We start from the raw sequence: 22,102 nt of genomic DNA, 5'->3' as shown, positions 1-22,102 counted from the left end.
GCCCTGGGGCGCGTCGCCCGGGGGCGGGGACCCGTCGCCGGCCCCGGCCTGGGGCCAGGCCCCGCCGCCCCCGCCGCCGCGCGAGGCCGCCCGGCCGCCGAAGCGCGTCGACCCGGTCGCGGGTACGCCGTTCGGCGTGGTGCACCTCGACGTACCCCCGGTCACCTCCGGCCTGGCCGTGGGCTCGCTCGTGGCCGGGATCGTCTCGACCCTGGTCTCGTTGCTGGTGATCTGCGTCGGCGCCGTCGCCGGCGCGGACGGCGCGTGGGCGGCGGGCGCGATCACGGTGCTGGGCGTCCTGACCGGCGCGGGCGCCGTCGTCGCCGGCCTGCTGGGGCTGCGGCAGATCCGACGCCCGGCCGCCCCGCCGGCGGTCCGGTTCACCGGGCGGGGCCTGGCGTGGGCCGGGATCGGTTGCGGCGGGGCGGGGCTGGTGCTCAGCCTGCTCGGCCTGGGGCTGGCGTTGGTGCTGTCGCTGGGGTGACGCCGGCGGGCCGCCGTGAGGGACGAGGGCGGCCGTGACGGGGTCGACGGGCCGCTGCCGGGGGAAGCCGGTACACTTGGATCCGTAGGTGCCCACCACGGGCGGGTAGGCGCGACGGGTTCGATCGGCGGGCGGTGGACGTCCCGCCAGCCGCTCCGTTTTGACCTGTGCGGTTGTGGTAGGTACTCTTCCCCCTTGTGCCCGGGCAAGCCCGGGCAACTCGTGCGTGCGCTGGATCCGATGAGTCGGAGATCGCGTGGGAGCACGACAAAGCCAAAGACCCGGCGCGCGGCCTGCCGTGTGCCAGTGCAAGACCCCGGTCGACACGCGCGAGCGTCGGCGCCGGGACCGTGAGCTGGGCGACACGCCCGACCGCGGGTGCCGGGACCATCGCGAGATGGCCCTGGTCGGAATGTAGGAGAGCCGGTCATCAGGCCGGCTACGGCAGACGGTGCGGCCGCCACCAGGCGGCCGAAGGGAGCGGAGAAACCCGGTGCCCACGATCCAGCAGCTGGTCCGAAAGGGCCGCCAGGCTAAGACGAGTAAGACCAAGACCCCGGCGCTGAAGGGTTCCCCTCAGCGGCGCGGCGTGTGCACCCGCGTGTACACCACCACCCCCAAGAAGCCGAACTCGGCGCTGCGCAAGGTCGCTCGTGTCAAGCTCAGCAGCCAGATCGAGGTGACCGCCTACATCCCGGGCGTCGGCCACAACCTGCAGGAGCACTCGATCGTGCTCGTCCGCGGCGGCCGGGTGAAGGACCTCCCCGGCGTGCGTTACAAGATCGTCCGCGGCTCGCTGGACACCCAGGGTGTCCGCAACCGCAAGCAGGCGCGCAGCCGCTACGGCGCGAAGAAGGAGAAGAGCTGACATGCCGCGTAAGGGACCCGCTCCGCGGAAGCCGCTGGTCGCTGACCCGGTGTACAACTCGCCGCTGGTCACCCAGCTGGTGAACAAGATCCTCCTGCGCGGTAAGCGTCAGCTCGCCGAGCGCATCGTCTACGCCGCCCTCGAGGGCTGCCGCGAGAAGTCCGGCACCGACCCGGTCGTCACCCTCAAGCGGGCGATGGACAACGTCAAGCCGACCCTCGAGGTGCGCAGCCGCCGCGTCGGTGGTGCCACCTACCAGGTCCCGGTCGAGGTCCGCCCCGCCCGGGCGACCACCCTGGGCCTGCGCTGGCTGGTCACCTACTCCCGCGCCCGCCGCGAGAAGACCATGATCGAGCGGCTGATGAACGAGCTGCTGGACGCGAGCAACGGCCTCGGCGCCGCCGTCAAGCGGCGCGAGGACACGCACAAGATGGCCGAGTCCAACAAGGCCTTCGCGCACTACCGCTGGTAACACCCTGGTTCCGGCGCCCTCGTGGCGCCGGAACCGCCACCAGTTGTGTCGAGACGACGATAAGTAGGGATTGAAGTGGCCGCCGCAGACGCGCTCGCCAACGTACGCAACATCGGCATCATGGCCCACATCGATGCCGGTAAGACCACCACCACCGAGCGGATCCTCTTCTACACCGGCATCACGTACAAGATCGGTGAGGTCCACGAGGGCGGTGCCGTCATGGACTGGATGGAGCAGGAGCAGGAGCGTGGTATCACCATCACCTCCGCTGCTACCAAGTGTGAGTGGAAGGGCCACACGATCCAGATCATCGACACGCCCGGGCACGTCGACTTCACGGTCGAGGTCGAGCGGTCGCTGCGGGTGCTGGACGGCGCGGTCGCGGTCTACGACGGCGTCGCCGGCGTGGAGCCGCAGACGGAGAACGTCTGGCGGCAGGCGGACAAGTACAACGTCCCGCGGATGTGCTTCGTCAACAAGCTCGACCGGACCGGTGCCGACTTCTTCCGCTGCGTGCAGATGATGATCGACCGGCTCAACGCCACCCCGCTGGTGCTCCAGATCCCGATCGGCGCCGAGTCCGACTTCATCGGCGTGGTCGACCTGGTCGAGATGCGGGCCCTCACCTGGCGCGGCGAGACCCAGAAGGGTGAGGACTACGCGGTCGAGGACATCCCGGCCGACCTCGCCGACTCCGCCGCCGAGTGGCGCGAGAAGCTGGTGGAGACCCTGGCCGACGTCGACGACGCGGTGATGGAGAAGTACCTGGAGGGCGAGGAGATCTCCGTCGAGGAGATCAAGGCCGCCATCCGCCGGGCCACCATCGACGGCAAGGCCAACCCGGTCCTCACCGGCACCGCCTTCAAGAACAAGGGCATCCAGCCGATGCTCGACGCGGTCGTCGCGTACCTGCCGTCGCCGCTGGACATCCCGGCGATCGAGGGTACGGCCACCGACGGCGAGACGCCGCTGCAGCGCAAGCCGTCGAAGTCGGAGCCGTTCTCGGGTCTCGCCTTCAAGATCCAGACGGACAAGCACCTCGGCAAGCTCACCTACGTCCGGATCTACTCCGGCACGCTCGAGTCCGGCTCCCAGGTGGTCAACTCCACCAAGGACCGCAAGGAGCGGATCGGCAAGATCTACCAGATGCACGCCAACAAGCGGGAAGAGCGCAGCTCGGCCCAGGCTGGCGACATCATCGCGGTGCAGGGTCTGAAGCAGACCACCACCGGTGACACGCTGTGCGACCCGGCGAACCCGGTCATCCTGGAGTCGATGACCTTCCCGGAGCCGGTCATCGAGGTCGCCATCGAGCCGAAGACCAAGGCCGACCAGGAGAAGCTCAGCACCGCCATCCAGCGGCTGGCCGAGGAGGACCCGACCTTCCGCGTCAAGCTGGACGACCAGACCGGTCAGACGGTCATCTCCGGCATGGGCGAGCTGCACCTGGACATCCTGGTCGACCGGATGCGCCGCGAGTTCAACGTCGAGGCCAACATCGGCAAGCCGCAGGTGGCGTACCGCGAGACCATCCGCCGCAAGGTGGACAAGGTCGAGTACACCCACAAGAAGCAGACCGGTGGTTCCGGCCAGTACGCCCGGGTGATCATCAGCCTGGAGCCGCTGCCGCTCGGCAACGACGCCCCGACCTACGAGTTCGCCAACGCCGTGACCGGTGGCCGCATCCCCCGGGAGTTCATCCCGTCGGTGGACGCGGGCGCGCAGGACGCCATGCAGTACGGCATCCTCGCCGGCTTCCCGCTGGTGGGTGTCAAGCTCACGCTGCTGGACGGCCAGTACCACGAGGTCGACTCGTCGGAAATGGCATTCAAGATCGCCGGCTCGATGGTGATGAAGGAGGCGGCCCGCAAGGCCGACCCCGCGCTCCTCGAGCCGATGATGGCCGTTGAGGTCACCACTCCTGAGGAGAACATGGGTGACGTCATCGGCGACCTCAACTCCCGCCGCGGCATCATCCAGGCGATGGAGGAGCGCAGCGGCGCCCGCGTCGTCAAGGCTCTGGTGCCGTTGTCGGAGATGTTCGGCTACGTCGGCGACCTGCGGTCGAAGACCCAGGGCCGGGCTAGCTACAGCATGCAGTTCGACTCCTACGCCGAGGTTCCGTCCTCGGTCGCGAAGGAGATCATCGCCAAGGCGACGGGTGAGTGACCCTCACCTGACGTGATCGATGATCCGGGGCGGTCGCGGGAGGGTGTTCCCGCCCGCGGCCACCTCGGTCGGGATGCGTGAGACCGGGCCTGTAGGCTTCATCGCCGCAGAACCCACCAAAGCTCTCCGGCCGCCAGGCCGGAAAGGCTGTCGACAGAGTCCTAAGCGCCGACCGGCGCGCCGGGGCGAACGAACCAAGAAGTCCACAGGAGGACCCAGTGGCGAAGGCGAAGTTCGAGCGGACTAAGCCGCACGTCAACATCGGCACCATTGGTCACATCGACCACGGTAAGACGACGCTGACGGCGGCCATCACCAAGGTCCTGCACGACCAGTACCCGGACCTGAACCCGTACACGCCGTTCGACGAGATCGACAAGGCGCCGGAGGAGAAGGCCCGCGGCATCACGATCTCCATCGCGCACGTCGAGTACCAGACCGAGGCGCGGCACTACGCACACGTCGACTGCCCCGGTCACGCCGACTACATCAAGAACATGATCACCGGTGCCGCGCAGATGGACGGCGCGATCCTGGTGGTGGCGGCGACCGACGGCCCGATGCCGCAGACCCGCGAGCACGTGCTGCTGGCCCGCCAGGTCGGCGTGCCGTACATCGTCGTGGCGCTCAACAAGAGCGACATGGTCGACGACGAGGAGCTCCTGGAGCTCGTCGAGCTCGAGGTCCGTGAGCTGCTGTCGAACCAGGACTACCCGGGCGACGACCTGCCGGTCGTGCGGGTCTCCGCGCTGAAGGCCCTCGAGGGTGACCCCGAGTGGACCGGCAAGCTGCTGGACCTGATGACCGCGGTCGACACCGCGATCCCGCAGCCGGAGCGCGAGACCGAGAAGCCGTTCCTCATGCCCATCGAGGACGTCTTCACGATCACGGGCCGTGGCACGGTCGTGACCGGTCGCGCGGAGCGCGGCGTGCTCAAGCCGAACGAGGAGGTGGAGATCGTCGGCATCCGTGAGAAGTCGATGAAGACCACCTGCACCGGCATCGAGATGTTCCGCAAGCTGCTCGACGAGGCCCGCGCGGGCGAGAACGTCGGTCTGCTGCTGCGTGGCATCAAGCGCGAGGACGTCGAGCGCGGCATGGTGGTCATCAAGCCGGGCACCACGACCCCGCACACGGAGTTCGAGGCGACGGTCTACATCCTCTCCAAGGAGGAGGGCGGCCGGCACACCCCGTTCTTCCAGAACTACCGTCCGCAGTTCTACTTCCGGACCACGGACGTCACCGGTGTCGTCACCCTCCCCGAGGGCACCGAGATGGTCATGCCGGGCGACAACACCACCATGACGGTGAAGCTGATCCAGCCCATCGCCATGGAGGAGAACCTCAAGTTCGCGATCCGCGAGGGTGGCCGCACCGTCGGCGCCGGGTTCGTCACCAAGATCATCAAGTGAGCTAGGTAACCCCGATTAGACCCGCCGCCGGTCGTGCGGCATACTAGTCAGGTTGCGTAACGACAGTTCGCTGCCTGTGTTCGGCTTTCGCTGAACCTCCGGGTGGCAGGACGGTCGAGCGTAGGGTGGTTGGCGGCCCGTCCGCCAACCACCCTCGCACGGCGTTCAGGTCGCGGTAGTGCGATCGACGCCTTGACCCACCGCGCGGTCAGAGTCGCTCCGGAGTCCCGGGGCGGAGCCTGGCCCGAGGGCGCGACACGCCCGACCGCGGGGGTCGGCGAAGTGGGCCTGTGCCAGCCGGTACAGGCGCCCGCAACACAGCGGCATCGAGAGAAGGAACAGAAGCCACCATGGCGGGACAGAAGATCCGCATCCGGCTCAAGGCCTATGACCACGAGGTCGTCGACTCCTCGGCTCGGAAGATCGTCGAGACGGTGACGCGTACCGGGGCGCAGGTCGCGGGCCCGGTGCCGCTGCCCACGGAGATCAACCGTTTCTGCGTTATCCGCTCGCCGCACAAGTACAAGGACTCGCGCGAGCACTTCGAGATGCGCACGCACAAGCGGCTGATCGACATCATCGACCCGACCCCGAAGACGGTCGACTCGCTCATGCGCCTCGACCTGCCGGCTGGCGTCGACATCGAGATCAAGCTGTAGGGACCGGACAAATGGACAGGCAAGTCAAGGGGATCCTGGGCGCAAAGCTCGGCATGACCCAGGTCTGGGACAACAACCGCGTTGTCCCGGTGACCGTGGTCGAGGCCGGCCCGTGCGTCATCAGCCAGGTTCGTAGCGCCGACAAGGACGGTTACTCCGCGGTCCAGCTGGCGTACGGCACGATCGACCCGCGCAAGGTCAAGAAGCCGATCAGCGGGCACTACGCGAAGGCCGACGTCGCGCCGCGTCGCCACATCGTCGAGCTGCGCACCAGCAACGCCGCCGACTACTCGCTGGGCCAGGAGGTCACGGTCGAGGAGTTCCCGGCGGGCATGTCGATCGACGTGACCGGCAAGACCAAGGGCAAGGGCTACGCCGGCCCGATGAAGCGGCACGGCTTCCACGGTCTGCGCGCCAGCCACGGTGTCGAGCGCAAGCACCGCTCGCCCGGTTCCATCGGCGCCTGCGCCACCCCGGGTCGTGTCTTCAAGGGCACCCGGATGGCCGGCCGGATGGGTGGCGTGCGCTACACCGTCCAGAACCTGACCGTCCAGGCGGTCGACACCGAGAACAACCTCCTGCTCGTCCGTGGCGCCATTCCCGGCCCCAAGGGCGCGCTGGTCCTGGTCCGTACCGCGGCCAAGACCAAGGCGAAGAAGGGCGGTGCGGCCAAGTGACCACCGTTGACGTCCTCACCGTCGAAGGCTCCAAGAGCGGCTCCGTCGAGCTGCCCGCCGACATCTTCGACGTCCAGGCCAACGTCGCGCTGATGCACCAGGTCGTGGTGGCTCAGCTCGCGGCGGCCCGGCAGGGCACGCACAAGGTCAAGACCCGCGGCGAGGTCGCCGGTGGCGGCAAGAAGCCGTACAAGCAGAAGGGCACCGGTCGCGCCCGGCAGGGCTCGATCCGCGCGCCGCAGTTCGCCGGTGGCGGCGTCGTGCACGGCCCCGTGCCGCGCGACTACAGCCAGCGGACCCCGAAGAAGATGAAGGCCGCCGCCCTGCGTGGCGCCCTCTCCGACCGGGCCCGCGCCGGGCAGGTGCACGTCGTCGAGGCGTTCGTCTCGGGCGAGAAGCCGTCGACGAAGGCCGCCCTGGCCACGCTGACCAAGCTGACCGAGGCCCGTCGGGTCCTGGTCGTGCTGAGCGGCACCGACGAGCTGAACTGGGTGTCGCTGCGCAACGAGCCGCGGGTGCACCTGATCGAGGCCGGCCAGCTCAACACGTACGACGTGCTGGTGGCCGACGACGTGGTCTTCACCAAGGACGCCCTGGACGAGTTCCTGGGTGTTCCCGCCGAGACCACCGAGGAGGGTGGCAAGTGAGCACGATCGCCGACCCGCGCGACATCATCGTCGCGCCGGTCGTCTCGGAGAAGAGCTACAGCGAGCTGAACCGCAACTGGTACACCTTCCTGGTGCACCCGGACGCGAACAAGACCGAGATCAAGATCGCGATCCAGCAGATCTTCGACGTCCGCGTCCTGACGGTCAACACGCTCAACCGCCAGGGCAAGCGCAAGCGGACCAAGACCGGTTTCGGGCAGCGTAAGGCCACCAAGCGGGCGATCGTGAAGCTGGCTGACGGTGACCGTATCGAGGCCTTCGGCGGCCCGGTCAGCTGAGGGGTGTAGACAATGGCTATCCGTAAGTACAAGCCGACGACGCCGGGCCGGCGTGGCTCCAGCGTCGCCGACTTCGCTGAGATCACCCGGTCGACGCCCGAGAAGTCGCTGCTGGCTCCGCTGCCGAAGAAGGGCGGGCGTAACGCCCACGGCCGGATCACCACGCGGCACCACGGTGGCGGGCACAAGCGCCAGTACCGTCTGATCGACTTCAAGCGGGTCGACAAGGACGGCGTGCCGGCGAAGGTCGCCCACATCGAGTACGACCCGAACCGCACCGCGCGCATCGCGCTGCTGCACTACGCCGACGGCGAGAAGCGCTACATCCTCGCGCCGAAGGACATGAAGCAGGGCGACCGCGTCGAGTCGGGTCCCGGCGCGGACATCAAGCCGGGCAACAACCTGCCGCTGCGCAACATCCCGGTCGGTACGACGATCCACAACGTGGAGCTGCGTCCCGGCGGCGGCGCCAAGCTGGCCCGCTCGGCCGGCGTCGGCATCCAGCTGCTCGGCCGCGAGGGCGTGTACGCGACCCTGCGCATGCCGTCCGGCGAGATCCGGCGGGTCGACGTCCGCTGCCGCGCCAGCATCGGCGAGATCGGCAACGCCGACCAGTCGAACATCAACTGGGGCAAGGCCGGCCGCATGCGCTGGAAGGGCAAGCGCCCGACCGTCCGTGGTGTCGCCATGAACCCGGTCGACCACCCGCACGGTGGTGGTGAGGGTAAGACCTCCGGTGGTCGCCACCCGGTCAACCCGCAGGGTAAGCCCGAGGGCCGCACCCGTCGTAAGGGCCAGCCGAGTGACCGGCTGATCGTCCGCCGCCGCTACGCCACGCGTAAGCGCGGCTGAGGGAGATAAGACATGCCTCGCAGCCTGAAGAAGGGCCCGTTCATCGACGACCACCTGCTCAAGAAGGTGGAGACGCAGAACGACAAGGGCTCGAAGAACGTCATCAAGACCTGGTCGCGGCGCTCGACGATCATCCCGGAGATGCTGGGTCACACGATCGCCGTGCACGACGGACGCAAGCACGTCCCGGTGTTCGTGACCGAGGCGATGGTCGGGCACAAGCTCGGCGAGTTCGCGCTGACCCGCACGTTCAAGGGTCACGAGAAGGACGACCGGAAGAGCCGTCGGCGCTGACGCCGCGGGCATACGGATAGAGGAACAAGGGGTTACAGCGATGCCAGGAAAGGGCGACGCTCCGGTGCTTCCGGGCGCGCGGGCGGTTGCGCGACACGTGCGCATCTCGCCGATGAAGGCGCGCCGGGTGGTCAACCTCGTCCGCGGCCTGCCCGCGAAGGAGGCGCTCACGGTGCTGCAGTTCGCGCCGCAGGCTGCGAGCGAGCAGGTGTACAAGGTGCTCGCTAGCGCGATCGCCAACGCGGAGAACAACGAGCGGCTGGACCCCGACGCGCTGCTCGTCAGCGAGGCGTTCGTCGACGAGGGCCCGACGATGAAGCGGTTCCAGCCGCGGGCGCAGGGCCGGGCGTACCGGATCCGCAAGCGCACCTGCCACATCACCGTCGCGGTCGAGGCGGTGGCGCCGGCCGCGCCGAAGAAGGCGGCCGCGAAGAAGGCGGCCCCGGCGAAGCAGGCGGAGCCGGCCGAGACGGCCGAGACGCAGAGCAAGACGGAGGGCGCCGAGTAATGGGTCAGAAGGTTCACCCGCACGGGTTCCGGCTCGGCATCTCGACCGACTGGAAGTCCCGCTGGTTCGCGGACAAGCTCTACAAGGACTACATCGGCGAGGACGTCAAGATCCGCCGCATGATGTCCAAGGGCCTCGAGCGCGCCGGCATCTCCAAGGTCGACATCGAGCGCACCCGCGACCGGGTCCGCGTCGACATCCACACCGCCCGGCCGGGCATCGTCATCGGCCGTAAGGGCGCGGAGGCCGACCGGATCCGCGGCGAGCTCGAGAAGCTGACCGGCAAGCAGGTCCAGCTGAACATCATCGAGGTGAAGAACCCCGAGTCGGACGCGCAGCTCGTCGCACAGGGTGTGGCCGAGCAGCTCTCCAGCCGGGTCAGCTTCCGTCGGGCGATGCGCAAGGCCATGCAGTCCGCGATGAAGAACCCGGTCTGCAAGGGCATCCGGGTCCAGGTCTCGGGTCGCCTCGGCGGCGCCGAGATGAGCCGGACCGAGTTCTACCGCGAGGGCCGGGTCCCGCTGCACACGCTGCGGGCCAACATCGAGTACGGCTTCTTCGAGGCCCGTACGAGCTTCGGCCGGATCGGCGTCAAGGTCTGGATCTACAAGGGCGACGCGGTGCCGGGTCGGGAGACCCCGGCCGAGGCTCCGTCGCGCCCGCGCCGTGACCGTGGCGACCGCCCGGAGCGGCCGCGCCGTGGCCGGTCCGGCTCGTCCGGCACGACCGCCGGCGGGACCGAGGCCGGCAGGGCCGCCGCCGCGACGACCATCGCGCAGCAGGCCGAGACGCCGAGTGGTGACGCGGTGGATCCCGCCGCCGTCGCCGCCGCGGCAGAAACGCAGCAGGAGGGCTGACAGATGCTGATGCCGCGCAAGCCCCCGAAGGGCTTCCGCAAGCCGCACCACCCGGACCGCAGTGGCGCGTCCAAGGGTGGTAACCGGGTGGTGTTCGGCGAGTTCGGGATCCAGGCTCTCGAGCCGGCGTACGTGACGAACCGCCAGATCGAGTCGGCGCGTATCGCGATGACCCGCCACATCAAGCGTGGTGGCAAGGTCTGGATCACGATCTTCCCGGACCAGGCTCTCACCAAGAAGCCGGCGGAGACCCGGATGGGTTCCGGTAAGGGCTCGCCCGAGTGGTGGGTCGCCAACGTCAAGCCGGGGCGGGTTCTCTTCGAGATGTCCTTCCCCAACGAGCAGATCGCGCGAGAGGCGATGCGTCGCGCGATCCACAAGCTCCCGATGAAGTGCCGCATTGTTACGCGCGAAGTGGGTGAATCCTGATGGCAGCGGGCGTTAAGGCCTCCGAGCTGCGTGAGCTCTCCGAGGAGGAGCTGGTCACGAAGCTGCGCGAGGCCAAGGCGGAGCTGTTCAACCTCCGCGTGCAGGCCGCGACCGGCCAGCTGGACAACAACCGGCGGCTGCAGGTCATCCGTCGGGAGATCGCCCGGATCTACACGATCATGCGTGAGCGCGAGCTGGGTCTCTCGGCCGCGCCGACTGAGGTGACTGCATCATGAGCGAGAACACCACCACCGCCGCCGCGCGGGCCCGCCGCAAGGTGCGTGAGGGCCTCGTGGTCAGCGACAAGATGGAAAAGACCGTCGTCGTCGAGGTCGAGGACCGGGTCAAGCACGCGCTGTACGGCAAGATCATGCGCCGTACGAGCAAGTTGAAGGTGCACGACGAGCAGAACACCGCCGGCATCGGCGACCGGGTCCTGATCATGGAGACCCGGCCGCTGTCCGCCACGAAGCGGTGGCGGCTCGTGGAGATCCTGGAAAAGGCCAAGTAGCGAAGGCTCGAGCTCGCCCGGCGTCAGTCGGGCGCGGGTTCCGCCAGGCTCCGGCCGCCGTGCGCGGCCGGAGAACCGGCAGACATAGGAGATAGACGTGATTCAGCAGGAGTCGCGACTGCGCGTCGCCGACAACACGGGTGCCCGGGAGATCCTGTGCATCCGGGTTCTCGGTGGCTCGGGTCGGCGCTACGCGAGCATCGGCGACGTCATCGTGGCCACCGTCAAGGACGCGATCCCCGGTGCCGGTGTGAAGAAGGGCGACGTCGTCAAGGCCGTCGTCGTTCGCACCGCCAAGGAGAGGCGGCGGCCGGACGGTTCGTACATCCGCTTCGACGAGAACGCCGCCGTCATCATCAAGGACGGCGGAGACCCGCGCGGTACCCGTATCTTCGGCCCGGTGGGCCGGGAGCTGCGGGACAAGCGGTTCATGAAGATCATCTCTCTCGCGCCGGAGGTGTTGTGACCGTGAAGGTCAAGAAGGGCGACACGGTCGTCGTCATCGCCGGCAAGGACAAGGGTGCCAAGGGCAAGGTCATCGCGGCCTACCCGCGGCAGGACAAGGTCCTGGTCGAGGGCGTGAACCGGGTCAAGAAGCACACCCGCATCAGCACCACCCAGCGTGGCGCCAAGACCGGTGGCATCGTCACCCAGGAGGCCCCGATCCACGTCTCGAACGTGCAGGTCCTGGACTCCGACGGCAAGCCGACCCGCGTCGGTTACCGGATCGACGAAAACGGCCAGAAGGTCCGCATCGCGCGTAGCACCGGTAAGGACCTGTGATGACCACGGCTACCGAAACCAAGACCATGCCGCGCCTCAAGGAGCGGTACCGCAACGAGATCGTGGCGCAGCTGCAGGAGCAGCACAACTTCGGCAACCCCATGCAGGTGCCGCGGCTGGTCAAGATCGTCGTCAACATGGGTGTCGGCGAGGCAGCCCGGGACGCCAAGCTGATCGACGGCGCCGTCCGGGACCTGGCCACCATCACCGGCCAGAAGCCGCAGGTGCGGCGGGCGACCAAGTCCATCGCGCAGTTCAAGCTCCGCGAGGGCATGCCGATCGGCGCGAAGGTGACCCTCCGCGGCGACCGGATGTGGGAGTTCCTGGACCGGCTGCTGTCGATCGCGCTGCCGCGTATCCGTGACTTCCGTGGTCTGGACGGGCGCAAGCTCGACGGGCACGGCAACTACACGTTCGGTCTGACCGAGCAGTCGGTGTTCCACGAGATCGACCAGGACAAGATCGATCGGCAGCGGGGCATGGACATCACGGTGGTCACGACCGCCACGACCGACGACGAGGGCCGGGCGCTGCTCAAGCTCCTGGGCTTCCCGTTCAAGGAGAACTGAGATGGCCAAGAAGGCGCTGATCCACAAGGCGGCCGCGAAGCCGAAGTTCTCGGTTCGCGCGTACACCCGCTGCCAGCGGTGCGGGCGTCCCAAGGCGGTCTACCGCAAGTTCGGTCTCTGCCGGGTCTGCATCCGGGAGATGGCCCACCGCGGTGAGCTGCCGGGCGTTTCCAAGGCTTCCTGGTAAGGGCGACCGCGTCCCGGCCATCGCGTCGGGACCCCTTGCACCGATCACGTATTGCTCTTCGCCGTAGGCCCGGGGCGGAAGGCCCCGGGAACCCCGGCGAGAAAGGCTGACGAAATCCATGACGATGACCGACCCGATCGCAGACATGCTCACGCGTCTGCGTAACGCCAACCAGGCGTACCACGACCGGGTGACGATGCCCTACTCGAAGATCAAGGCGAACATCGCCGAGGTCCTCAAGGCCGAGGGCTACATCGCCACCTGGTCGGTCGAGGAGCCCGAGGAGGGCGCCGTCGGCAAGCGACTGGTCGTCGAGCTGAAGTACGGCCAGAACCGGGAGCGGAGCCTGGCCGGCATCAAGCGAGTGTCCAAGCCCGGTCTGCGGGTCTACGCCAAGTCGGACGGGCTCCCGCGGGTGCTCGGCGGGCTGGGCGTGGCGATCATTTCGACGTCCCAGGGGCTGCTCACCGACCGGCAGGCCCGCAAGCGGAGCGTTGGCGGGGAAGTCCTCGCCTTCGTCTGGTAACGGGAGACAGGTAGAAATGTCGCGTATTGGACGTAAGTCGATCCCGGTGCCAGCCGGCGTCGACATCACGATCGACGGGCAGACCGTCAAGGTCAAGGGCCCGAAGGGCGAGCTCTCGCACACCCTGGCCGAGCCGATCACGATCGACCGGGCCGAGGACGGGCAGCTGAGCGTCAACCGCCCGAACGACGAGCGCAAGGCCAAGGAACTGCACGGCCTCAGCCGTACCCTGGTCGCCAACATGATCGTCGGCGTCACCGAGGGCTACCGCAAGAGCCTGGAGATCGCCGGCACCGGTTACCGCGTGACCGCCAAGGGCCAGGACCTGGAGTTCGCGCTCGGGTTCTCGCACCCGGTGCACGTGGCGGCGCCGAACGGCATCACCTTCACGGTGGAGAAGCCGACGCTGTTCCACGTGGCCGGCATCGACAAGCAGCTCGTCGGTGAGGTTGCCGCCAACATCCGGAAGATCCGCCCGCCGGAGCCCTACAAGGGCAAGGGCGTGAAGTACCAGGGCGAGGTCATCCGCCGCAAGGCTGGAAAGGCAGGTAAGAAGTGAGCGCCACGCTGCTCAAGCGCCGCCGCGGCGTCGCCGCCAAGCGTGCCGTCGGGCGTGCGCGCCGGCACTTCCGGGTCCGCAAGAACCTCAGCGGCACCGCCGAGCGCCCCCGCCTCGTGGTCACCCGTTCCCTGCGGCACATCGTCGCCCAGATCGTGGACGACACCAAGGGTCACACCCTGGCGTCGGCCTCGACCCTGGACGCCTCGCTGCGTGGCACGGAGGGCGACAAGAGCGCCCTGGCCGGCAAGGTCGGCGCCCTGCTCGCCGAGCGGGCGAAGGCCGCCGGCGTCTCCAAGGTCGTCTTCGACCGCGGTGGCAACCGGTACGCGGGGCGGGTCGCCGCGCTTGCCGATGCCGCCCGCGAAGCCGGGCTCGAGTTCTAGAAACCCCGTCACGAGAGAGAAGGAAGGCTGCTGATGCCAGGTCAACAGCGCCGTGGCGGCGGGTCCGGTGGCAACGAGGGTGGTCGCCGCGACAACCGCCGTGAGGGCGGCCGCGGAAACGCGCCCGTCGAGAAGACCCCGCACCTCGAGCGGGTCGTCGCGATCAACCGCGTCGCCAAGGTCGTGAAGGGTGGTCGTCGCTTCAGCTTCACCGCCCTGGTGATCGTGGGCGACGGCGACGGCACCGTCGGTGTGGGCTACGGAAAGGCCAAGGAGGTGCCCGCGGCGATCGCCAAGGGCGTCGAGGAGGCCAAGAAGCACTTCTTCAAGGTGCCGCGCATCGCCTCCTCCATCCCGCACCCGGTGACGGGTGAGGCGGCGGCCGGTGTGGTGCTGCTCAAGCCGGCCTCCGCCGGTACGGGTGTCATCGCCGGTGGCCCGGTGCGTGCCGTGCTGGAGTGCGCGGGTATCCACGACGTGCTCTCCAAGAGCCTCGGTTCGTCGAACCCGATCAACATCGTGCACGCCACCGTGGCGGCGCTGAAGGGGCTCGAGTCCCCGGAGGCCGTCGCCGCCCGTCGTGGTCTGCCGGTCGAGGACGTCGCGCCGGCCGCCATGCTGGCGTCGCGGGCGGGGGTGGCGTCCTGATGGCTCGCCTGAAGGTCACCCAGGTCCGGTCCGAGATCGGGACCAAGCGCAACCAGCGTGAGTCGCTGCGTTCGCTCGGTCTCAAGCGGATCAACGACGTGGTGGTCAAGGAGGACCGTCCGGAGATCCGCGGCATGATCTTCACGGTCAACCACCTCGTGAAGGTCGAGGAGGTCGAGTAATGACGATCAAGGTCCACCACCTGCGCCCGGCGCCCGGTGCCAAGACCGCGAAGACCCGCGTGGGTCGCGGTGAGGGCTCCAAGGGCAAGACCGCCGGTCGCGGTACCAAGGGTTCCAAGGCCCGCAAGAACATCTCGGCGGCGTTCGAGGGTGGGCAGATGCCCATCCACATGCGCCTGCCGAAGATGAAGGGCTTCAAGAACAAGTTCAAGGTGGTCTTCCAGGTGGTCAACCTGGACCGGCTCGCCGAGCTGTTCCCGAACGGCGGCCAGGTCGGCCCGCACGAGCTGGTCGAGGCCGGCGCGGTCCGCAAGGGCCACCCGGTCAAGGTCCTCGGTACCGGGGACCTGGGCGGGGTCGCCCTCCAGGTGTCGGCGCACGCGTTCAGCGCGTCGGCCAAGGAGAAGATCACCGCCGCCGGTGGCTCCGTCACCGAGCTGTAAGGGCTGTACGACCCGTGGCGCCCGCTCAGTTGTCGAAACTGGGCGGGCGTCATGGTCTGCCCCGGCATGTGTGCGCCGGGTAACATCGGATTCGGTTTATGTAGCCGGGCACATCTGCCCGGACCGGGATCGGGCTGTTAGAGTCCCTTCCCAGCCATGGATATCGGGCACTCGCCCGGCACCCACCGACCGCCAGGGATGACTGGCGGCCCGCCTCGCGCAGGAGGAAGAAGTTGCTGTCCGCCTTTCTCAGTGCGTTCCGTACGCCTGACCTGCGCAAGAAGCTGCTGTTCACAGTAGGCATCATCGCGGTCTACCGGCTCGGGGCGACGCTGCCCAGCCCGGGTGTCTCGTACGGCAACGTCCAGAAGTGCATCGACGCCATGGAGAACGGCTCCACCGGCGTGATGAACCTGCTCAACCTCTTCTCCGGCGGAGCGCTGCTGCAGCTCTCGGTCTTCGCGCTGGGCATCATGCCCTACATCACCGCGTCGATCATCCTGCAGCTGCTGACAGTGGTGATCCCCCGGCTGGAGCAGCTCCGCAAGGAGGGCCAGTCCGGCCAGGCGAAGATCACCCAGTACACCCGCTACCTGACCCTCGGCCTGGGTGTCCTCCAGGCGTCGGCGTTCGTGGCGCTGGCCCGCTCCGGGCAGCTCTTCAACAACCAGTGCGACCAGTTCCCGATCATCCCCGAGGGGACCGGGATCCCGGACTGGCTGACGCTCAGCCTCCTGGTCATGACGATGACCGCCGGCACCGGCGTGGTGATGTGGCTCGGCGAGCTGATCACCGACCGGGGCGTCGGCAACGGCATGTCCGTCCTGATCTTCACCTCGATCGCCGCCCGGCTCCCCAGCGAGGGCTGGCAGATCAAGCAGACCGGCGGCTGGGGCAAGTTCCTGCTCGTCATCGCGCTGGTCCTGGTGGTCATCACCGCGGTCACCTTCATCGAGCAGGCGCAGCGCCGCATCCCGGTGCAGTACGCCAAGCGCATGATCGGCCGGCGGATGTACGGCGGCACCTCGACCTACATCCCGCTGAAGGTCAACCAGGCGGGTGTCATCCCGGTCATCTTCGGCTCGTCGCTGCTCTACCTGCCTCAGCTGGCGCTGCAGTTCTTCGACCAGAACAACCCGGGCAAGACCCAGGCGTGGATCCAGAACAACCTGGTCGACCCGACCAGCCCGATCTACATCGCGGTCTACTTCCTGCTGATCATCTTCTTCACCTACTTCTACGTCTCGATCACGTTCAACCCGACCGAGGTCGCGGACAACATGAAGAAGTACGGCGGCTTCGTGCCGGGCATCCGCCCCGGCAAGCCGACCGCCGACTACCTCGACTTCATCCTGAGCCGGATCACGCTGCCCGGCGCCCTCTACCTGGGCATCATCTCGATCCTGCCGAACTTCTTCTTCATCTGGCTGGACAAGCAGCAGTACCTGAACTTCCCGTTCGGCGGCACCGCTGTGCTGATCATGGTCGGCGTGGGTCTGGAGACGACCAAGCAGATCGAGAGCCAACTCATGCAGCGGAACTACGAAGGGTTCCTGCGGTAGATGAGACTCGTTCTGGTTGGCCCGCCGGGTGCGGGCAAGGGCACGCAGGCCGAGTTCATCGCCGCGCACCTCTCGGTCCCGAAGATCTCGACCGGCGACATCTTCCGGTCGAACGTCTCGCAGGGCACCCCGCTCGGCGTCGAGGCGAAGCGCTACATGGACGCCGGCGAGCTGGTGCCCGACGAGGTGACCATCAACATGGTGCGGGACCGGCTCGCCGAACCCGACGCCTCCGAGGGCTTCCTGCTCGACGGCTTCCCGCGCACCACGCCGCAGGCCGCCGCGCTGGACAAGCTCCTCGCGGACCTGGGCACCGCGCTGGACCTGGTGCTGGAGCTGGTCGTCGACGACGACGAGGTGATCCGGCGGCTCTCGGGGCGGCGTACGTGCCGGGGCTGCGGCAAGATCTGGCACGTCGAGTTCGACGCCACCACCCGTGAGGGCATCTGCGACCGGTGCGGCGTCGAGCTGTTCCAGCGCGACGACGACAAGCCGGAGACCATCGCCACCCGGCTGCGGGAGTACGCGGACAAGACCGCGCCGCTGGTCGACTACTACGGCGCCCAGGGCAAGCTGGTGGGCATCGACGCCACCGGCCCGGTGGAGGACGTCACCGTCCGCGCCATCGACGCCCTGCGGTCGTACGGCGGCTGACGTCCCGCCGGACTCCGGCGGATAGAGTGCGAAGAGCGGGGTACGTCCGACGTGCCCCGCTCTTCGGCATCGGCAACGAAAGGTAACGGCTCCATGCGTCGTCCCCAGCTGGACATCCAGCTGAAGACCCCTGACCAGATCGAGAAGATGCGGGCCGCCGGGCTGGTGGTCGCCGCGGCGCTGCGTCGGATGCGGGAGGCGGTCGCCCCCGGGGTCAGCACCGCCGACCTGGACGCCATCGCCGAGTCGACCATCCGCGAGGCCGGGGCCGTCCCCTCCTTCAAGGGCTACCACGGCTTTCCCGCGTCGATCTGCTCGTCCGTCAACGAGCAGGTGGTGCACGCCATCCCGTCGGCGCAGCAGGTGCTCCGCGACGGCGACCTGATCTCCATCGACTGCGGTGCCGTGCTCGACGGCTGGCACGGCGACGCCGCCATCACCGTCGCCGTGGGCGAGGTCGACCCGGCGCTGCTGAAGATGACCGCGGTGGCCGAGGACGCCATGTGGGCGGGCATCGCCGCAGCCGCCCGCGGCGCGGCCAGCGGCAAGGGCCGGCTCACCGACATCTCGCACGCCGTCGAGAACGCGGTCCGCAAGGGTGGCCGGTACGGCATCGTCGACGGCTACGGCGGGCACGGCATCGGCACCGAGATGCACCAGGACCCGCACGTGCTCAACCACGGCCGGCCGGGCAAGGGCCCGCGCCTGGTGCCGGGCATGGCGCTGGCGATCGAGCCGATGATCACGATGGGCTCGCCCCGGACGGTCGAGCTCTCCGACGGCTGGACCGTGGTCACCCGGGACCGGTCGATGGCGGTGCACGTCGAGCACACGATGGCGCTGCTTCCCGACGGCGTCTGGGTGCTGACCGCGCCGGACGGCGGCCGTGCCCGACTGGGCGAGCTGGTCACCTCCCGGCAGCCCGCGGACTCGCCGGCGCGTTGAGTTCGGCCCGGCACCGGGGACGATCCGGCCACGCTGCCGGCGTGCTTCCGCCCGCCCGTCGGGCTCCGCGGCCCGCAGGCTCGGCGAGTCCGGCGTTCCTGCCGGCCCGGAGCTGACCTACCCGGGGCAGATCCGGGTGACCGTGGTCCGCTGACCCCGGCGGACACGTCCCGCCTGTGTCCCGGCGGCGTTGAGATCCTGGTCACCCGTCCCGGGGCCACCACGGGCCCAGGGCGTCCGGCGGCGCCTCGGCGAGGGCGGGTGCTGGTGGCGCGGTGGCATGCTTGCGGGCATGGAGGGACGCGACGGGATGCGGGCCGCCGACGAGGACCGTCAGGCGGTGGCGGAGCGGCTGCGCGCGGCCGTGGACGAGGGCCGGCTGGACCTGCACGAGTACGACGAGCGGTTGCAGCGGGCGTACGCCTCGCGTACGTACGGCGAGCTGGACGCGCTGGTGACCGACCTGCCGGCGCCGGCGGCCCCGGCGGCGTCCCGGCTCGCCACGCGGCCGGACGCCGTCGCGCCGCCGTCGGAGGATGCCCGGCCGTCGTCGGTGACCGCCCGGTGGCTGGCCGAGGTCTGGCTGCCGTACCTGCGGGTGGTCGCGGTCGTGGTGACCGTCTGGGCGGTGACCTCCACGCTCTCCTGGGACCTGCTCTACTTCTGGCCCGTCTGGGTGGCCGGGCCCTGGGGAGGGGTGCTGCTGGTGCGCACGGTGGCCGGTCTCGTCGACGGAGAGCCGCGGCGGCGGGCCGCGGAGCGGTCGCGGCGGCGGGAGCGGCGACTGGCGAAGCGGGCGCGGAAGCGGGCGCTGGCCGCCGAGGAGCGGCAGCAGCGGGACGCGCCGGGCCAGGGAGAGCTGCCGGCCCAGGCGGACGTGCCGGTCCAGGGAGAGCTGCCCACGCAGGGAGAGGCGCCGGCCCGGGCCGAGCTGCCGGCCCAGGGCGAGCAGTCGGCCCAGGGCGAGCGACCGATCCAGGGGGAACCGCCGATCCGGGGCGAGCAGCCGGTGGTGCCGGCCCCGCGGCGGCGTCGGGGAGACGAGGCCGGCACCGGGGTGTGAATGACCCGTTCTGTCCGGTCCGACGCACCGATTCCCGGCCGGTTTGGCGACGGCCCGCAGGCGGGCGTACACTTTCTGATCGGCGCACAGCGTCCACTCCGGCATGCCCACCCTGCGCTTCGGTGGGAGCCGGAGCCGCGGCTGGCGCGGGCAATCCGATCTTGATCGGTGGCCCGTGTAAGACGTTGTGGGCCGTCCGGAGTAACCGACGTCAGGACAGCGGAGGACATGCCGAAAAAAGACGGAGCCATCGAGATCGAGGGTCGGGTCATCGAGCCCCTGCCGAACGCCATGTTCCGGGTGGAGCTCGCGAACGGTCACAAGGTGCTGGCTCACATCAGTGGCAAGATGCGGCAGCACTACATCCGCATCCTGCCGGAAGACCGGGTCGTCGTCGAACTCTCGCCGTACGACCTGACCCGCGGGCGCATCGTCTACCGCTACAAGTAAGCCTGACGGCGGCCGGGACGTCCCCGTGTCCGTCTTCGACGTCCGGTGTCGCGCCTCGGCGCGTCGTCGGGCCAGATGGGAAGTAAGGCAACCGTGAAGGTCAAGCCGAGCGTCAAGAGGATCTGCAACAAGTGCCGGGTCATCCGTCGGCACGGCCGGGTCATGGTCATCTGCACCGACCCGCGCCACAAGCAGCGCCAGGGCTGAACCAGTTCCGGCCGACCGTGTGACCACGGTCGGTCGAAATCGGTCCGGGCCGCAGATCCAGACACCGAATCACATGCTCGTCCCAGCCGCGGGCGGTACGCGTCGCGTACCTCTTCGTGGTTGACCCCCGGTCGGAGGCCGGGGCCCGCTCGGGCAGCGACCGACCCCGGTCGCCGGCGCACACGCCGGAAGGACAGGGGCGGCCGGTAGCGGGGTGGGACGGGTCCACACCTCCGCCACACATCACGAGGAGTACGCCCGCACATGGCACGTCTAGTCGGCGTCGACCTCCCCCGCGAGAAGCGGATGGAGATCGCGCTCACCTACATCTTCGGCGTGGGTCGCACCCGGGCCCTGGAGACGCTCTCTGCCACCGGCATCTCGCCGGACAAGCGCGTCCGGGACCTCACGGACGAGGAGCTGGTCCAGCTCCGCAACCACATCGAGGGCAACTACAAGGTTGAAGGCGACCTGCGCCGCGAGGTCGCCGCTGACATCCGCCGCAAGGTCGAGATCGGCTGCTACGCCGGCATCCGGCACCGCCGGGGCCTGCCCGTGCGTGGCCAGCGGACCAAGACCAACGCCCGGACCCGCAAGGGCCCGAAGCGGACCGTCGCCGGCAAGAAGAAGCCCGGCAAGAAGTAATAGGAGCGCACAGACTTATGCCACCGAAGGCTCGTGCCGGAGCCGCCGTCAAGAAGGTCCGGCGCAAGGAACGCAAGAACGTCGCCCACGGGCAGGCGCACATCAAGAGCACCTTCAACAACACCATCGTGTCCATCACGGACCCGACCGGTGCGGTCATCTCCTGGGCCTCGTCCGGCCAGGTGGGCTTCAAGGGCTCCCGCAAGTCGACTCCGTTCGCCGCGCAGCTGGCCGCCGAGGCCGCCGCGCGTCGGGCCATGGAGCACGGCATGCGCAAGGTCGACGTGTTCGTCAAGGGCCCCGGCTCCGGCCGGGAGACCGCCATCCGTTCGCTGCAGGCCGCCGGTCTCGAGGTCGGACAGATCTCCGACGTCACGCCGCAGCCGCACAACGGGTGCCGTCCGCCCAAGCGTCGTCGGGTCTGAGAGGTAGAGAGAGATGGCTCGTTACACCGGTGCTGACTGCCGCCGTTGCCGGCGGGAGAAGATGAAGCTGTTCCTCAAGGGCAGCAAGTGCGATGGCCCGAAGTGCCCGTTCGAGTCCCGGCCGTTCCCGCCCGGACAGCACGGCCGCGGCCGCACCAAGGAGACGGAGTACCTGCTCCAGCTCCGTGAGAAGCAGAAGGCCCGCCGCGTGTACGGCGTGCTGGAGAAGCAGTTCCGCGGCTACTACGAAGAGGCCGTCGGCAAGAAGGCCAAGACCGGCGAGGTTCTCCTGCAGATCCTCGAGTCGCGGCTGGACAACGTGGTCTACCGGGCTGGCTACGCCAAGTCCCGCGACATGGCCCGTCAGCTGGTCAAGCACGGTCACTTCACGGTGAACGGCAAGAAGGTCGACATCCCGTCGTTCCGCGTCAAGGAGCACGACATCATCGAGGTCCGGGGCAAGAGCAAGGAGCTCACCCCGTTCATCGTGGCGCAGGCCGAGGCCGGCTCGAAGTCGGTCCCGGCGTGGCTGGAGGCTATCCCCAGCCAGATGAAGGTGCTCGTGCACTCGCTCCCGGCCCGGCAGGTCATCGACACGCAGGTCCAGGAGCAGCTGATCGTCGAGCTCTACTCCAAGTAGTCGGAGCTCGTTGCGGTGGCCCGCCCTTCCGGGGCGGGCCACCGGAACAGTTTGTCGTGGGCGTCATATGGCGGGCGCCCCGGAAGA

The 22,102-nt window shown here is 68.8% G+C and carries 34 protein-coding genes and 1 pseudogene; all 35 read left to right on the top strand.

All coding sequences use genetic code 11. From position 1 onward, the window contains the following. The first annotated feature begins 136 nt into the window (after positions 1–136). Positions 137–484, top strand: coding sequence for a hypothetical protein (locus V6U77_RS19080; RefSeq protein WP_334607678.1), 348 nt, complete (start codon positions 137–139; stop codon positions 482–484). 493 nt (positions 485–977) lie between these two features. Continuing rightward, a complete protein-coding gene (gene rpsL, locus V6U77_RS19075) occupies positions 978–1,352 on the top strand; it encodes a 30S ribosomal protein S12 (RefSeq protein ID WP_014440718.1) in 375 nt (124 codons plus the stop codon). A 1-nt stretch (position 1,353) separates the two neighbouring features. After that, on the top strand, positions 1,354–1,824 hold the full coding sequence (gene rpsG / locus V6U77_RS19070) for a 30S ribosomal protein S7 (RefSeq protein ID WP_077938296.1): 471 nt from the start codon (positions 1,354–1,356) through the stop codon (positions 1,822–1,824). A 75-nt stretch (positions 1,825–1,899) separates the two neighbouring features. After that, on the top strand, positions 1,900–3,996 hold the full coding sequence (gene fusA / locus V6U77_RS19065) for an elongation factor G (protein WP_334607675.1): 2,097 nt from the start codon (positions 1,900–1,902) through the stop codon (positions 3,994–3,996). Positions 3,997–4,214: 218 nt separating this feature from the next. Continuing rightward, positions 4,215–5,408, top strand: a complete 1,194-nt coding sequence (gene tuf, locus V6U77_RS19060; protein WP_088998349.1) for an elongation factor Tu — start codon at positions 4,215–4,217, stop codon at positions 5,406–5,408. 350 nt (positions 5,409–5,758) lie between these two features. After that, positions 5,759–6,067: a 30S ribosomal protein S10 gene (rpsJ, locus tag V6U77_RS19055; RefSeq protein WP_007073037.1), complete on the top strand. Its 309-nt coding sequence runs from the start codon at positions 5,759–5,761 to the stop codon at positions 6,065–6,067. An 11-nt stretch (positions 6,068–6,078) separates the two neighbouring features. Continuing rightward, positions 6,079–6,744 carry a 50S ribosomal protein L3 gene (rplC, locus tag V6U77_RS19050; RefSeq protein ID WP_334607674.1) on the top strand — a complete coding sequence of 222 codons (666 nt, stop codon included), beginning with the start codon at positions 6,079–6,081 and terminating at the stop codon, positions 6,742–6,744. Continuing rightward, positions 6,741–7,391 (top strand): 50S ribosomal protein L4, encoded by a 651-nt coding sequence (gene rplD, locus V6U77_RS19045; protein WP_334607673.1) that lies wholly within the window; start codon positions 6,741–6,743, stop codon positions 7,389–7,391. The genes rplC and rplD overlap by 4 nt, the downstream gene beginning before the upstream one ends. Then, positions 7,388–7,690, top strand: a complete 303-nt coding sequence (gene rplW / locus V6U77_RS19040) for a 50S ribosomal protein L23 (RefSeq protein WP_088998352.1) — start codon at positions 7,388–7,390, stop codon at positions 7,688–7,690. The genes rplD and rplW overlap by 4 nt, the downstream gene beginning before the upstream one ends. Before the next feature lie 12 nt (positions 7,691–7,702). After that, complete coding sequence (gene rplB / locus V6U77_RS19035) at positions 7,703–8,542, top strand: 50S ribosomal protein L2 (RefSeq protein WP_091242024.1); 840 nt, start codon at positions 7,703–7,705, stop codon at positions 8,540–8,542. A 12-nt stretch (positions 8,543–8,554) separates the two neighbouring features. After that, positions 8,555–8,836, top strand: coding sequence for a 30S ribosomal protein S19 (rpsS, locus tag V6U77_RS19030; protein ID WP_088647003.1), 282 nt, complete (start codon positions 8,555–8,557; stop codon positions 8,834–8,836). 40 nt (positions 8,837–8,876) lie between these two features. Beyond that, a complete protein-coding gene (gene rplV, locus V6U77_RS19025) occupies positions 8,877–9,344 on the top strand; it encodes a 50S ribosomal protein L22 (RefSeq protein WP_091627711.1) in 468 nt (155 codons plus the stop codon). Continuing rightward, a complete protein-coding gene (gene rpsC, locus V6U77_RS19020; protein WP_088998355.1) occupies positions 9,344–10,201 on the top strand; it encodes a 30S ribosomal protein S3 in 858 nt (285 codons plus the stop codon). Before rplV ends, rpsC begins: the two co-directional genes overlap by 1 nt. A gap of 3 nt (positions 10,202–10,204) precedes the next feature. Next, positions 10,205–10,630 (top strand): 50S ribosomal protein L16, encoded by a 426-nt coding sequence (rplP, locus tag V6U77_RS19015; RefSeq protein WP_007465292.1) that lies wholly within the window; start codon positions 10,205–10,207, stop codon positions 10,628–10,630. Next, positions 10,630–10,866, top strand: coding sequence for a 50S ribosomal protein L29 (gene rpmC / locus V6U77_RS19010; protein ID WP_007073028.1), 237 nt, complete (start codon positions 10,630–10,632; stop codon positions 10,864–10,866). Before rplP ends, rpmC begins: the two co-directional genes overlap by 1 nt. Next, the gene (gene rpsQ, locus V6U77_RS19005; RefSeq protein ID WP_132230904.1) at positions 10,863–11,141 is read left to right on the top strand and encodes a 30S ribosomal protein S17; all 279 of its coding nucleotides are present in this window, start codon (positions 10,863–10,865) and stop codon (positions 11,139–11,141) included. The genes rpmC and rpsQ overlap by 4 nt, the downstream gene beginning before the upstream one ends. Positions 11,142–11,238: 97 nt before the next feature. After that, the gene (gene rplN / locus V6U77_RS19000) at positions 11,239–11,607 is read left to right on the top strand and encodes a 50S ribosomal protein L14 (RefSeq protein WP_007465279.1); all 369 of its coding nucleotides are present in this window, start codon (positions 11,239–11,241) and stop codon (positions 11,605–11,607) included. Then, complete coding sequence (gene rplX / locus V6U77_RS18995) at positions 11,604–11,924, top strand: 50S ribosomal protein L24 (protein ID WP_172896341.1); 321 nt, start codon at positions 11,604–11,606, stop codon at positions 11,922–11,924. The genes rplN and rplX overlap by 4 nt, the downstream gene beginning before the upstream one ends. Beyond that, entirely contained in the window at positions 11,924–12,493 is a 570-nt protein-coding gene (gene rplE / locus V6U77_RS18990) for a 50S ribosomal protein L5 (RefSeq protein ID WP_334607672.1), read from the top strand. Before rplX ends, rplE begins: the two co-directional genes overlap by 1 nt. Before the next feature lies 1 nt (position 12,494). Further along, a complete protein-coding gene (locus tag V6U77_RS18985; protein ID WP_088998358.1) occupies positions 12,495–12,680 on the top strand; it encodes a type Z 30S ribosomal protein S14 in 186 nt (61 codons plus the stop codon). 118 nt (positions 12,681–12,798) lie between these two features. Beyond that, the gene (gene rpsH / locus V6U77_RS18980) at positions 12,799–13,206 is read left to right on the top strand and encodes a 30S ribosomal protein S8 (protein WP_013288624.1); all 408 of its coding nucleotides are present in this window, start codon (positions 12,799–12,801) and stop codon (positions 13,204–13,206) included. 16 nt (positions 13,207–13,222) lie between these two features. Further along, on the top strand, positions 13,223–13,765 hold the full coding sequence (rplF, locus tag V6U77_RS18975) for a 50S ribosomal protein L6 (RefSeq protein ID WP_334607671.1): 543 nt from the start codon (positions 13,223–13,225) through the stop codon (positions 13,763–13,765). Further along, positions 13,762–14,151 carry a 50S ribosomal protein L18 gene (rplR, locus tag V6U77_RS18970; protein WP_334607670.1) on the top strand — a complete coding sequence of 130 codons (390 nt, stop codon included), beginning with the start codon at positions 13,762–13,764 and terminating at the stop codon, positions 14,149–14,151. The genes rplF and rplR overlap by 4 nt, the downstream gene beginning before the upstream one ends. 33 nt (positions 14,152–14,184) lie before the next feature. Then, positions 14,185–14,799 (top strand): 30S ribosomal protein S5, encoded by a 615-nt coding sequence (gene rpsE / locus V6U77_RS18965; RefSeq protein ID WP_007073019.1) that lies wholly within the window; start codon positions 14,185–14,187, stop codon positions 14,797–14,799. Beyond that, positions 14,799–14,981, top strand: a complete 183-nt coding sequence (gene rpmD, locus V6U77_RS18960; protein WP_018784560.1) for a 50S ribosomal protein L30 — start codon at positions 14,799–14,801, stop codon at positions 14,979–14,981. The genes rpsE and rpmD overlap by 1 nt, the downstream gene beginning before the upstream one ends. Then, positions 14,981–15,424: a 50S ribosomal protein L15 gene (gene rplO, locus V6U77_RS18955; RefSeq protein WP_334607669.1), complete on the top strand. Its 444-nt coding sequence runs from the start codon at positions 14,981–14,983 to the stop codon at positions 15,422–15,424. The genes rpmD and rplO overlap by 1 nt, the downstream gene beginning before the upstream one ends. A 233-nt stretch (positions 15,425–15,657) precedes the next feature. Then, positions 15,658–16,986 (top strand): preprotein translocase subunit SecY, encoded by a 1,329-nt coding sequence (secY, locus tag V6U77_RS18950; RefSeq protein WP_132230908.1) that lies wholly within the window; start codon positions 15,658–15,660, stop codon positions 16,984–16,986. Beyond that, positions 16,987–17,640, top strand: a complete 654-nt coding sequence (locus V6U77_RS18945; RefSeq protein WP_334607668.1) for an adenylate kinase — start codon at positions 16,987–16,989, stop codon at positions 17,638–17,640. A 93-nt stretch (positions 17,641–17,733) separates the two neighbouring features. Continuing rightward, positions 17,734–18,585: a type I methionyl aminopeptidase gene (gene map, locus V6U77_RS18940; protein ID WP_334607667.1), complete on the top strand. Its 852-nt coding sequence runs from the start codon at positions 17,734–17,736 to the stop codon at positions 18,583–18,585. A gap of 310 nt (positions 18,586–18,895) precedes the next feature. Beyond that, a pseudogene (locus V6U77_RS18935) lies at positions 18,896–19,435 on the top strand (DUF1707 SHOCT-like domain-containing protein); the annotation flags it as partial. Positions 19,436–19,876: 441 nt separating this feature from the next. Further along, a complete protein-coding gene (gene infA, locus V6U77_RS18930; protein ID WP_007073013.1) occupies positions 19,877–20,098 on the top strand; it encodes a translation initiation factor IF-1 in 222 nt (73 codons plus the stop codon). A 93-nt stretch (positions 20,099–20,191) separates the two neighbouring features. Continuing rightward, positions 20,192–20,305 (top strand): 50S ribosomal protein L36, encoded by a 114-nt coding sequence (gene rpmJ, locus V6U77_RS18925; protein WP_012184307.1) that lies wholly within the window; start codon positions 20,192–20,194, stop codon positions 20,303–20,305. A gap of 264 nt (positions 20,306–20,569) precedes the next feature. Further along, positions 20,570–20,950, top strand: coding sequence for a 30S ribosomal protein S13 (rpsM, locus tag V6U77_RS18920; protein ID WP_088998365.1), 381 nt, complete (start codon positions 20,570–20,572; stop codon positions 20,948–20,950). Between the two features lie 17 nt (positions 20,951–20,967). Next, entirely contained in the window at positions 20,968–21,375 is a 408-nt protein-coding gene (gene rpsK, locus V6U77_RS18915) for a 30S ribosomal protein S11 (protein ID WP_014440747.1), read from the top strand. A gap of 13 nt (positions 21,376–21,388) precedes the next feature. Next, complete coding sequence (gene rpsD, locus V6U77_RS18910) at positions 21,389–22,015, top strand: 30S ribosomal protein S4 (RefSeq protein ID WP_132230910.1); 627 nt, start codon at positions 21,389–21,391, stop codon at positions 22,013–22,015. Positions 22,016–22,102: the final 87 nt, after the last annotated feature.

The sequence above is a fragment of the Micromonospora sp. CPCC 205546 genome, from assembly GCF_036902715.1.
GTDB lineage: Bacteria > Actinomycetota > Actinomycetes > Mycobacteriales > Micromonosporaceae > Micromonospora.
Note: the sequence above shows the minus strand (reverse complement) of the source record. Positions and strands in the feature narration are given on the sequence as shown.